The organism is Flavobacterium pisciphilum (genome assembly GCF_020905345.1).
GTDB classification, from domain to species: domain Bacteria; phylum Bacteroidota; class Bacteroidia; order Flavobacteriales; family Flavobacteriaceae; genus Flavobacterium; species Flavobacterium pisciphilum.
Genome location: NZ_JAJJMO010000001.1, coordinates 755,961 through 769,639, shown reverse-complemented (window position 1 = coordinate 769,639; position 13,679 = coordinate 755,961). Strand labels below are relative to the sequence as shown.

The window sequence follows — 13,679 nt, the reverse complement described above, 5'->3', positions numbered from 1 at the left end:
ATGAAAAACGAAATCCTACATAAACTTCTTTCTTTAGGAGTTCAGTTAAAAATAACTGATGGTAACCTTAAAATTAATGCACCAAAAGGTGTATTGACAAAAGAATTATTGGAAGAGATTAAAGAGCATAAGATATATTTAATGAATTTGATTTCCTCGGGTTCAAGTATTCCTAATGCTGAGATAAAGGAAAGTTATACATTAACTCCAACACAATATTTTATGTGGTTTACCCATGAATATCTTGGTGGAGACAGAGCATATAATATTACTTCGACATTAAAGTTAAAAGGAAAACTTAACGAAACGCTTCTTGAAAAAGCATTTCAACAGGTTATAGCACGACATGAATCACTTAGAACTATTTTCAGAAAAAATCAAAAAGAAGAAATACAACAGTATATCCTAAGAAAAGAAGAAACGGAGTTTAAACTACAGACAGTAGACTTACAACAATTCTCTGTTGAACAACTTCAAAATCAAATTAAAGAAGAATATCATAAAGTTTTTGATTTAGAAAAAGATCTTTTGTTAAGTGCAACTTTATTAAAGAGTAGTGAAGAAGAACATATTCTTTTATTTGTCCTGCATCATATTATTGGCGATGGTTGGTCATTGCAATTGCTTACTAGAGAAGTTATGTTTGTTTATAACGCTCTTGCTAGTGTGCAGGCAGTAGAATTACCGGAGCTTTCTATACAATACAAAGACTACAGCGAATGGCTTAATGAAAAGCTTATAAGCCCTGAGTATATTGCAAAATTGCAATACTGGAAACAACAATTTCAAACAAAATCTCCAGCACTAGATTTAATTCAAGAGAAGCGCCCCGCGATTAAAACCTATAATGGTCGTATACACAATCATGAATTTTCTAAACAGTTTTTAGATGGATTAAATGTTTTTGCTAAAGAGCAGCAAATGACACTATTCATGCTGTTGATGGGAGGATTGAACGGATTGTTTTCTAAATATACAGGTCAAACTGATATTACATTGGGAACTACTGTTGCTGGAAGAGAGCATGCTGATCTTGAGCACCAAATAGGACTATACTCTAATGCTTTACCTATACGTACGCAGTTTGAAAAAGAAGATAGTTTTCTTCTTCTTATGCAAAAACAAAAACAGACACTTATAAAAGCGTATGAAAATAAAGAGTATCCTTTTACTGCACTAGTTAATCACTTAACACTCCCTAAAGATCAAAGTAGATCAGCTTTATTTGACATTATGGTTTTATTGCAAAATCATCAGGGGATGGAGATCAACGATCAAAAAGGAATAAATGGAGTCGTTGCTTCTGAATATAATGAAATCGAAAGAGGGGTTAGCCAGCTTGATATTAGTTTTGTCTTTGTAGAAAAAGAAGAAGGTTTGTCTTTGAGTGTGGAATACAATACAGACATTTATAATAAAAATTTTATTGTTAGTCTTTTGAATCATTTTGAAGGATTTATAAAATCGGGACTGCAAAAACCGAGTCAATCTTTAAACAGCATTGAGATTTTGACTTTGGCAGAAAAAAACAAGATACTTACTGAATTTAACAAGCCATCTATTTCTACTCAAACGTCTTCGACAATTATAGATCTTATAAAATCAGCTGCTACTGAAAATCCAAATCAGACAGCATTAATTTATCAAGAGGAAGAAATAAGTTATGCGCTTTTAGAAAAATACAGTAATAAACTGGCAAACTACCTTAAGCAACAACTTCATGTGGAAAAAGGTGATTTTATTGGAATAGAATTAGAAAGAAATTCATGGACTATCATAACAATTCTGGCTGTATTAAAAACAGGAGCTGTTTATATACCTATAGATCCTACTTATCCTGAAGAAAGAAAAGCTTATATAAAACAAGATAGTAATTGTAAACGGACAATAACAAATACTATTTTAGAAGAATTTAGAAGTGCTTCTGATCGCTATATTGGAGAATATATAACTAACATAACTCCAACAGATTTAGCTTACGTGATATATACTTCAGGATCTACTGGAAATCCGAAAGGAGTTCAGATAACTCACGCCTCTTTAGTAGATTATGCAGTAACATTTAAAGATTATTTTCAATTATTATCTGAAGACAGCATAGTACAACAAGCTAGTATTTCTTTCGATACTTCGATAGAAGAAATATTTCCAATCCTTATTAGTGGAGGAACTTTAGTAGTATACGAATCAAAGGGCGATTTCGAAACATTATTCCGTCTTTGTGAACGAACTAACATAACAGTTTTGAGTACAAATCCGTATGCATTACAATACTTAAATGGAACTCATGAACAATACAATCTTAAAATAAGAATCCTGATTAGTGGAGGTGATGTTTTACAATCAGATTATATAAGTACTATACGGGATAGCATTTCTATATACAATACTTATGGGCCAACAGAAAGTACTGTATGTGCGACCTATCATCTAGTAGCAGAAAAAGAAATTGTGATTCCGATTGGAAAGCCTATTGCCAATAGACAAGTATATATTGTAGAGCCAGAAGGTAACCAATTAGCTCCTATAGGAGTTATGGGAGAGCTTTGTATATCGGGTAAAGGACTGTCAGTAGGTTATTTGAATCAACCAGAACTAACGGTAGAAAAATTTACAAATAATCCTTTTGTTGAAGGAGAAAAAATGTATCGCACAGGAGACTTGGCCTATTGGCATTTTGATGGCAATATAGAGTACATGGGCAGAATCGACCATCAGGTTAAGATTCGTGGTTTTAGGATAGAGCTTGGTGAGATTGAAACTGCCTTACTGCAATATTCTACTGATTTAAAACAAACGGTTGTTGCTGTTAAAGAAATCAATGACGAAAAAGTATTGGTTGCCTACTATGTTAGCACAGTAGAGCAGGACAAATCGGTTATCCGCACGTATCTTCAAGGAAAGTTACCTGAATATATGGTTCCTAAATTCTATATCGAATTAGAGAATCTTCCCTTAACTTCTAATGGAAAAACAGATCGTAAAGCATTACCAAGTTTAAGTGGAGAAGACCTGATTAGAAAAGAATATGTGTCCCCACAAAATGCAACAGAGCAAGAACTTGCCAATATCTGGCAAGAAGTTTTAAAAGTTGATAGAATTGGAATAACAGATAATTTCTTTGAATTAGGAGGGCATAGTCTTATTGTGGTACAAGTACTTAATAAGATTCAAAAACAACTTAACAAAACGATCAAGTTTAAAGACTTCTTTTCTAATCCTACAATAGAAGAAATTAGTAAAAAATTAAGTGACAGCCATTTAAAAAGTATAGAAAAAGCCCCTGAATTATTATCCTATCCAATTTCTTCAACACAAAAGCAATTATGGATTTTAAGTCAGTTTGAGGGAGGAACAGCAGCTTACAATATTTCTATAGCCTTAAAAATTAAGGGAGATGTTGATGCAGATAAATTAGAAGAATCGTTCCGTTTATTGATTCAGCGTCATGAAATATTACGCACTAATTTTAAATTGAACGATAAAGGAGCAATCGAGCAATTTATTCAAAATATGGATCTCACAGATTATAAGATGGAAAGAGCGGAGTTCTTAGAAAACAATAAGGATAAAAGTGAAGTTCTGGATTATATCAATCATAAAGATCATGAGTTTTTTGATCTTCAAAAGGCACCTTTATTAAAAAGCTGTCTAATAAAAACAGATACTAAAGAACATATCATTTTCTTTTCAATGCATCATATAATTGGTGACGGGTGGTCATTAGAAGTTATTATTAATGATGTAATGTATTTTTATAATAAGCTGATTAATCAGGAAAATATTTATAACGAAGCACTGAAAATTCAATTTAAGGATTTTGTTTTCTGGAGAAATAAACAAGAAGAAGATTATATAAAATCACAGGAATACTGGCTCAATCAGTTTGAAGGAGAAGTACCAAAACTAAGTATTCCAAGTATAAAAGGCAGACCATTAGTTAAAACTTTTAACGGAAATAAATTATCACATCAGTTTTCAAATGAATTTTTAAATGAACTAAGAGCCTATGCTAAAAGTTCTGATGTGACCTTATTTATGGTACTGTTATCTGGTATAAATATATTACTCTATAAATATTCTAACCAGGATGATATTATTATAGGAACTCCACTTTCAGGAAGAAATCATCCAGACACAGAAAATCTGATAGGATTGTTCTTAAACGTGATTGCTATACGAACAAAGTTAGATACTGAAAGTACTTTTTATAATTTACTTGAGAGTCAAAAAAATAATTTACTAGACGCATTTAAATATCAAAACTATCCCTTAATAGATCTTATTGATCAATTGAATCTGCCAAGAGATGTGACTAGATCTCCACTGTTTGATGTCATGATGAGTCTGAATACCGAAAACAAAATTATTGATTACAATCGCATTTATGCCTTTGAGATTGAACGTTTTGAAACACAAAAGGATGCTGCACAATTTGATTTGAATTTTGTGTTTAACGAGAACGATCATTTAAGGCTGGCTATTGAATATAATACAGATCTTTTTGAAGTATTTGAAATAGAAAGAATTTTTCAGGACTTCGAAAAGATATTGAAAACTGCCCTTGCAAATCCTCAAATTCAATTGAAAGAGTTCTTAGAATCAAAAAAAGAAATTAAAAAAAGAAATACAAACAGAATGTCTGACTTTTTAAAAATGCAATCATGATGAGTAGAATTAGTACATTAAAGAATCAATCTGCTAAAAAAATCAACCTCGAAGAAAATGTAAAAACTTCTTTTTTCGAAGGAAAAAGTTTTCCATTGGTTATCACTCCAATCCATTCCGGATACAATTTGAAAAATTGGTTTGTTGAAAACAATGAAAAATTCGAAAAAGATCTTTCAGAATACGGAGCCATTCTTTTCAGAGATTTTAATATCAATTCGGTAGAAAAATTTCAGGATCTGATGTCCATATTTCCTAAAGAACTTTTAGAATATAAGTTCAGGTCTTCGCCAAGGTTTGAATTGGTAGAAAACGTGTATGTGTCTACTACATATCCTGAAGATGAGATAATTAATATGCATAGTGAAAACTCATATGCAGCACATCCACCACATCGCATTGTGTTTTGCTGTATTACGGCTGCAGAATATAGAGGAGAAACTCCAATAGCAGATAATAGACAGGTTTTGAATCATATAAGTACATCTTTACGAAAAAAGTTTGAAGAGAAAGGAGTGTTATACAGAAGAAACCTTAATGGAATACTAGGTCTAGCATGGAAAGAAGTTTTTCAAACCTCAGATAAAAGTCAGGTAGAAGAAGAATGCCGTTCTAACGGAATTGACTTTCAATGGGTAAACGAAGACGAATTAGTTTTAAAATGGCGTAAAGATGCCATCTGGGAGCATCCAGTAACCAAAGAATTTACTTGGTTCAACCATTGTTTATTCTTCAATAAATACATGCTCGACGATGCATTCTTAAAATCGATTAGTTCTGATGATGAATTGCCTAATAATACCTTTTTTGGAGATGGTTCAGAAATATCAAAAGAAGAAATTGAAGAATTAAGACTGGCATATAAAAAAGCAACAATTGAGTTTGAATGGATAAGCGGTGATGTATTATTCCTGGACAATTTCCTGATTTCGCATGGAAGAAACCCATACAAAGGAGCCAGAAAAATTATCGTATCTATTTCTTAAGAGATTTTTTTCGAAAAAAATAAAACAGTAATAAGTAAAACAGCAGTAGTATGATTAACCCTATAGAAGGTTACGAATTATCTGAAAATCAAAAAAACTTGTGGAGCGTCGCTAAGGATAATACAGGACGTTATTACAATCAATTGATACTAGAAGTTAAAATAGATTTGTCTGTAAGCTCTTTGCAAAAAGCAATACGCACAGTGATTTCTAATAATACTATTTTAAGCTACCGTTTGGTAAAGGATACTAATTTTTATTATCCTTTTCAGATCGAATCAGACAGTAACGAAATTGATTGGAGTGAAATAGAACTGCATCATAATTTAGATGAGGTTTCAAATGCTTTAAATGCTGTTTACGATCCTGTAAAAGATAACCCTATCCGTTTTTGTTTTGCAAAGCAATCAGGGAATTTAAAGTATTTAGGCATAAGGCTTTATTCGTTTTTTGGAGATGCCTACAGCTGTTTTTATTTATGTAATGAGATAGGAAGAATTATCGAAAAAAGTAATGATTCCGTAACTGAAGAGAATGAAAAAATTGATTATGTTAATTATAGTGCATGGCAAAACGAAATGATTAGCAAACCAGAGCGTGAAGCTATCGTTTTCTGGAAAAACTATAATTATCAAACAGGAGAATCTTTAATTCCTTTTTCTAGTAAAACGACATTATTCAATCCTAAAAAGAAACATTTAACCCAAATTACAGGCGAGAGTTACTTAAAGGTGAAAGAGTTTTGCAGCCTTCATAACTGCACAATCAAAACAGTTCTGTTATTAAATTTTGTTCACTATCTACAATCATTTTCAGAAAATGAAATAAGCATTGGTCTGTCTGATTTTAAAAGAGAATACGATGAACTTGAAGGTACTTTAGGGCTCGTATCTAAAACGATTCCACTTGTTATAGAAAAACAAAACGAAGTTATCATTGCACAAGCAGTAAAAGAAATTGAATCCCAAATAGAACTTTCGGCAGAGTGGGCAGATTTTTTCACATTAAACAGAAAAGAAACAGTACAATCTGCAGAGGATAGATACTTGAATTATAGTTTTGAGTTTACAGATTTGAATGATATTAGTAAGGAATATCTAAAAACTTTTGAAATTGTTGATTCGTTTTCGGTACAAGATAAGTTTGATCTAAAAATAAGCTGTACAGATACAGGAAATGAGGTTTTTGTTGAATTATATTATAATGGGAATTGTTTAAACGAATTGGCCATTGATGTAATTTCAGATCAAATTTCCAAAAATTACAGCGATTTACTTCATACAAAAACATTTGAATTAAGCGAACTGGAGAAAAATATCCTTGCAGACTCTAATGATACCAAAAAAGATTTTACGAATTATAACTCAATTATAGAATTAATTGAGGAACAGTGTAAAGCTTTTCCGGAACAAACAGCATTATTTACAGCTGATTTTAAAATCAGTTATCATGAATTAGAAACAAAATCAGATCAATTTAAAAACTATCTGATTGAAGAACATGGAATAAAAAAAGGAGATGCCGTTTGCGTGGTAGGAGATGGTACGTCATGGTTTATTATTAGCATTTTAGGAATTATAAAAGCAGGAGCTTATTATATTCCTATTGACAGTAAATATCCTAAAGAAAGAATTGAATATATAATTGAGGAATCTCATTGTAAGGTTTTAATCTGTGATCTTGAAAATAGCATTGCGTCAGGTTTTACGAAGACTAATTTAGTTGACCCTAATAGTGCAGAGATTTTTAGTATTCAAAGAAAAAATTATCAGGTTAGTATTGATTCGCAAGATTTGGTTTATTGTATTTATACATCAGGATCAACAGGAAATCCAAAAGGATGTACCATAACCCATTCAAGTTTATTGAATTATATTCAATGGTCAAACAGCTATTATTTTGAAAATCCGGATCATGGAAACTGGGGACTTATTACTTCTATTTCTTTTGATTTATCTGTAACGGCGATATTTACAAGTTTATCTAGAGGAAAAAAATTATGGTTAGGAGATTTTGAAGCCAATATCAGTACATTATTATACGAAGCTTTCCATAATGCGGAAATTGATACTTTAAAGCTGACTCCTTCTCATATTGCGCTTTTAAAGGAATTAGAGATAAAAAATACAACTATCAGAAATGTTATTTGTGGAGGTGAGCAGTTGTTAAAGCATCATATTGAAATTCTTAAAACTATTCATAATGATATCCGAATTTACAATGAATATGGACCAACAGAAACTACTGTAGGCTGCATTGTAAAAGAAATAAATTTAACAGATGGCACTATCTTAATAGGAAAACCAATTGCTAATACAACTATTTATATTGTTGACAAATCTCAATTGCTTTGTCCTATAGGTGTAAAAGGAGAAATTTATATTGCAGGAAAAGGTTTAACCAATGGGTATTTGAACAGAAATGATTTAACAAAAGAAAAAATTATAAACAGTCCGTTTTTAGAAGACGAAAAAGTATATAAATCGGGTGATTTGGCTTGCTGGCTGCCAGATGGTACTATAGAATATTTTGGAAGAATAGACGATCAGGTAAAAATTAAAGGATATCGTATAGAGCTTGGCGAAATCGAGCAGCTAATAGCTAGACAGGAATCAATTAGTCAGTCTGTAGTAATAGTAAGAGAAAGAGATGAGGCAAAATATCTCGTTGCTTATTATGTTGCTGAAAGCATTATAGATAAAAAAATCTTGCAGAATAACCTAAGTCAGGTTTTGCCAGAATATATGGTTCCTGTATATTATGTACAGTTGGATGTTATACCATTGACATCTAATGGAAAAGTAGATAAAAAAGCACTGGCAGATATTGAAGGAAAAGATTTAATCAAGACTGAATATGTAGCTCCAAGATCAAAAGAAGAAAAACTTCTTGTAGAAGTCTGGTCAGAAGTGTTAAAACACGATCAAATTGGGATAAAAGACAACTTTTTTAATTTAGGAGGTGATTCTATAAAATCTATTCAGGTCGTTTCCAGATTAAAGCAACGTGGTTATGCCTTAAAGGTAGAACAGATTTTAAGAAACCCAATTATTGAAAACTTAGCCGGTTTGGTAGCGTCAGTTACAACTATTACAGATCAGCTTGAGATAAAAGGACAGGTTGCACTAACACCTGTACAACATGAATTTTTTGAAAGTGAGTATATCAGCAATAAAAATCATTACAATCAGTCAGTATTACTAAAAAGCAGTAAAAGGATAGATCCTTCTATTCTGGAACAATCTATTTCAGCATTAGTCTCTCATCATGATGCATTGAGAATGGCTTATTATTACGAAAATAACTCTTGGGTTCAGTACAATCAGGATACTTCGGGTAAGCATTTTAAGATTAGTTTTTATGATTTGCAAAACGAGCTCAACCAACAAGAGCTTTTGCAGCGCAAAGGCGAAGAGCTGCAGGGCGGTTTTGATATAAGTTCAGGCATACTGTTTCATATAGGTCATTTTCGTATGTCAGATGGTGATCGTTTGGCACTTATAGCTCATCATTTGGTAATTGATGGTGTTTCTTGGCGTATAGTATTAGAAGATTTATCTCACTTATACCTATCTCTACAATCCGATAATCGCCAGGAATTACCGCTTAAAACAGATTCGTTTCAGCGCTGGTCGGCACTTTTACAAACCTATGCTCAAAGTCATGAAATACAATCTCAAAGAGCATACTGGGAAGCAATAAACAAAGAAATAGTACCTGAATTACCAACAGATAATAATAGTATTGATCGGTTTTCAAAAAAAGATACTTCGGCTTCATTTATACTTAGTTCAACGTTAACAAAAAAACTACAGACTCAGGTAAACAGCGTTTACAATACAGAAATCAACGATATCCTGTTAACTGGCTTAGGACTTGCAATGAAAGATGTTTTTGGAATTGAGAAAAGTGTTTTAAAAATGGAAGGGCACGGCAGGGAAGAAATACATGAAGGTGTAGATGTCGGAAGAACAGTAGGATGGTTTACCAGTATTTACCCGTTTGTTTTAGATATTTCAAAATCAGTCGGTCAAGAATTGATTTCAGTTAAAGATGCTTTGCGTAAAATACCAAACAAAGGAATAGGGTATGGTATCTTGAATTATCTGGAAAAAGCATTTACAAATCCAGTATTACCAAATATCCAATTTAATTATTTGGGTGATTTTGATAACAGTATTAGTGCTAGTCAGAAAGAAGGATTATTCGAATTTTCATCAGAAAATGCAGGGTCATCCGTAAGTAATGAAAATAATAAAAGCGAAGTTCTGCTGGATATAGTAGGAATGATGGTTTCAGGTCAGTTAAAACTATCTTTTGGTTATTCAGGTAAACAGTTTCATGAAGAAACAATTAACAAACTGGTTTTATCTTATGAAAATCACCTACAGAATTTAATTGAAACAGTCTCAGAAATAAAAGAAAATTATTTAACTCCATCGGATCTGACATATAAAAATCTCTCATTTAACGCATTATCAAAATGGAATAAAACCAACAACATAGAAGATATTTACGAATTATCTCCTTTGCAGCAGGGATTGTATTTTCATTGGCTTGTTGATCATTCAAGTCCCATGTATTTTGAGCAGACTACATATCTTATTCAAACAAACAATCTGTCTTTAGATGCAATTAAAAAAGCATATAATGAATTAGTATCTAGATATTCGATCTTGAGAACTTCATTTACAAATACATTAGGAGATACACCTTTACAGATTGTTTACAAAAAAGTAGAAGGACACTTTTCATTTGAAAAAAGAAATAAGACCGATCTTGTTTCAGAAGTTTATTTAGAAAATATAAAAGAACAGGACAGATTAAAAGGATTTGATTTTGAAGAACCATCTTTAATGCGATTAACGGTTGTTGAAACCGAAGAAAATAAATATGCTTTTATCTGGAGCCATCACCATATTTTAATGGATGGCTGGTGTGTTAGTATTTTGATTAATGAATTTAATGCAATTTTAAATGCTATAACAACAAATCAGGAAATAGATCTTCCTGTTCCTGCAAAATATTCAGACTATATTAAATGGCTTTTTAAAGTAGATAAAGAAGCGTCATTAACGTATTGGAAAAATTATCTTAAAGGATCAAATTCTGCAACAATTTTACCATTTAAGGAAAATAAAAAGATTTTAGAAGCAGAAAAAGGACATGAGATAGTGCACATTGAAGGAAGCTTATATCAGGACATAAAAAAGATGTCTCAGGAATTAGGAGTCACTCAAAATATAGTAATGCAGGGTATCTGGGGGTATTTGCTTTCGAAATACAATGACACTACAGATATCGTTTTTGGAGCAGTAGTTTCAGGACGTCCGGGTGAATTGCCTGGAGTCGAAAATATGATTGGATTGTTTACCAATACCATACCAGTAAGAATCCGATATGCAAAGGAAGATTCTCCGAAATCATTCTTAAAAAGACTACATACAGAAGCTTTAGAAAGCAGTACACACCATTATAGCAGCTTAGCTGAAGTTCAGGCTCAAAGTGTTTTAGGAACAGAATTGATTCAGAGTATACTCGTATTCGAAAACTACATTGTAAGTGAAGCCGAAAATATAAGTACAGAAAGTAATTTTAATTCTGATATAATTGTTGAAGATATAAGTGCTTTTGAGCAGACAAATTATGATTTTAATGTAATTGTAACGCCTTTAGCTTCTTCTTTAAAAATCGCTTTCAAATACAATTCAGAATTATTTGATAATAAGGAAATTAAAAATATTTCAAATCACTTTTTAAAAGTAGCATCGCAGTTTGCTTTAATTGAAGATTTAACTTTAGGTGAGACAGAATATTTAACCGAAGGTGAGCATCAAAAATTATTGCATGAAGTTTACTGGAAAGAATTGTTTAAAGATGAAATACCGAAAGTAAAATTTCCATTTGAAAAGTCTAAACAAAAAACTGCAGGATTCACAATAGGCAGTCTTCCTTTTGTAATCGATACAAAACTGAAAGCTGGTTTAGAGAAAATAGCAACAGTTAATAATGGTGACTTGTATACCACTTTATTATTTCTGGTAAACCTGATAATTAATAAATACACTGGTGAACAAAGGATAATAATAGGAACGTCTTTTTTTCCTGAAAGAGAAATTCCAGAAGAAATTTTGCCTTTGGTTATAGCTGTAGAAAGTGATTCTTCTTTAAAAGATTTTTACCAGAATATAAAAGAGAATAACCTTAAGGGAAAAAAGAATGCCCTTGCCGCAAGGAAGATTGAACAAATAGTAAACCAACAAAATTCATCTGATTCAGGATTGTATAACATTTTAGTTCAATATCATCAGACAAAAAATATTTTAGAAGAAGACCATCACAATACGGAAGATTTTGTATTGAAGTTTTATGAACATAATCAAGAGATAAAAGGTCATTTGTTTTACAATAGTGTATTGTTTGATACAGTTCACATTGTACTTTTTACAGAAAGGCTCTTGGCTTTAGCGCAGCAATTGACCGATTATCTTGATTCTTTTGCTTTAACAAAACTTCGGGATCTTAGTCTCGATGCTGATCATCAGGCAAGCGTTGAGCAAAATACTTCTGATGTATATCAGGAGAACTTTTAAAAAGAATTGTTTTCACCATTTCGAAGTAGTAAAAGGCAACATATTATAAACCAAACCAAAAAACAGTAATTATGATTCAACCATTAATTCAATCTATGGCAGTTTGCCCTGATATGAACAAAAATTACCCAAAAATTCAATATGGAAAAGGAATTTATCTTTTTGATGTAAATGGGAAAAGATATTTAGATGGGTCATCAGGTTCGTCATCAGTTTCTAATATTGGTCATGGCCGATCAGAAGTAGTAGAAGCTATTAGTGAACAGATTTCTAAAATCTCGGTATTACCAACTCATGCTTTTAATTCTGAAATCGTAGAAAACTATCTACAAAGACTTGTAGATTTTGCACCAAAAGGATACAATAAAGCCTGGACAGTAATGAGCGGTACAGAAGCTGTCGAAAATGCTGTAAAACTTGCTTTGCAGTATCACCAATTAAAAGGAGATTTTAAACGATATAAAATTATTTCAAGATGGAATACATACCACGGTAATTCAGTTTTTATGCTGGATATAGGTGGTATGAAAGCAAGAAGGGAATTATACAGCAAATGGCTGAATAATTTTCCACATGTATCTCCAGCATATAATTACAGGAGACCAAGTGAACTTAATGAGAAAGAATATGTTGACAGTCTTCTTTTAGAGCTTGAAACTACAATTGTTGAGGCAGGACCCGAAACGATTGCTGCATTTATTGCAGAACCTGTAATCGCAGCAGCAATGGGAGCAGTTCCTCCGCCAAAAGATTATTTTATTGGAGTAGCCAATATTTGTCATAAATATGGAATTTTATTCATCTCAGACGAAATCTTATCAGGATTTGGAAGAACAGGAGAGAATTTCGGAATAAACAATTATGGTATTGTTCCGGATATTATAGCAGCAGGAAAAGGAATCAGCGGAGGATATTTCCCTTTGTCTGCCGTACTTGCTTCAGAAAAAGTTACCACTCCTTTTGTAGAAACAAAAACAGCATTTTTAGGAGGCCATACTTTTGCCTGTAATCCTGTTGGCGCTGCAGCTGGGAATATAGCACTGGATATACTGGAAAGAGAACGCTTATTGGAAAACTCAAAAAACATGGGAGCGCTTTTTCTTAAAAAATTAGAGTCTTTATACGAATTTGATATTGTAGGAGATGTACGTGGCGTTGGGTTGCAATGTGGGATAGAACTTGTTCAGGATAAAATTACCAAACAGCCGTTTTCTCCTGCTCTGAATATTTCTAAAAGAATTGGAGAAAAATCTATCGAAAACGGCGTAGTTCTTTATCCCGGAAAAGGTTCTGTAGATGGAGTTTCAGGGGATCATATTTTACTTACCCCTCCGCTTATCGTAAATGAAGAACAGCTGGACGAAATTGTAACAGCCATCAGACTGTCTTTAGAGGCGGTTTCAGTAGAACTTAAAAGAGAGACCGTATAATC

Annotated in this window: 4 protein-coding genes; all 4 read left to right on the top strand. The window is 32.2% G+C overall.

Annotated elements, in window-relative coordinates:
- The gene (locus tag LNQ49_RS02850; protein WP_229987270.1) at nucleotides 1-4,668 is read left to right on the top strand and encodes a non-ribosomal peptide synthetase; all 4,668 of its coding nucleotides are present in this window, start codon (nucleotides 1-3) and stop codon (nucleotides 4,666-4,668) included.
- On the top strand, nucleotides 4,665-5,654 hold the full coding sequence (locus LNQ49_RS02845) for a TauD/TfdA family dioxygenase (protein WP_229987269.1): 990 nt from the start codon (nucleotides 4,665-4,667) through the stop codon (nucleotides 5,652-5,654). Before LNQ49_RS02850 ends, LNQ49_RS02845 begins: the two co-directional genes overlap by 4 nt.
- A 50-nt stretch (nucleotides 5,655-5,704) precedes the next feature.
- Nucleotides 5,705-12,247: a non-ribosomal peptide synthetase gene (locus LNQ49_RS02840; protein WP_229987268.1), complete on the top strand. Its 6,543-nt coding sequence runs from the start codon at nucleotides 5,705-5,707 to the stop codon at nucleotides 12,245-12,247.
- Nucleotides 12,248-12,318: 71 nt separating this feature from the next.
- The gene (locus tag LNQ49_RS02835) at nucleotides 12,319-13,677 is read left to right on the top strand and encodes an aminotransferase family protein (RefSeq protein WP_229987267.1); all 1,359 of its coding nucleotides are present in this window, start codon (nucleotides 12,319-12,321) and stop codon (nucleotides 13,675-13,677) included.
- Nucleotides 13,678-13,679 lie beyond the last annotated feature (2 nt).

Coding starts and splice junctions, on each gene's coding strand:
- LNQ49_RS02850 (WP_229987270.1), top strand. CDS start 1: ATGAAAAACGAAATCCTACATAAACTTCTTTCTTTAGGAGTTCAGTTA.
- LNQ49_RS02845 (WP_229987269.1), top strand. CDS start 4,665: ATGATGAGTAGAATTAGTACATTAAAGAATCAATCTGCTAAAAAAATC.
- LNQ49_RS02840 (WP_229987268.1), top strand. CDS start 5,705: ATGATTAACCCTATAGAAGGTTACGAATTATCTGAAAATCAAAAAAAC.
- LNQ49_RS02835 (WP_229987267.1), top strand. CDS start 12,319: ATGATTCAACCATTAATTCAATCTATGGCAGTTTGCCCTGATATGAAC.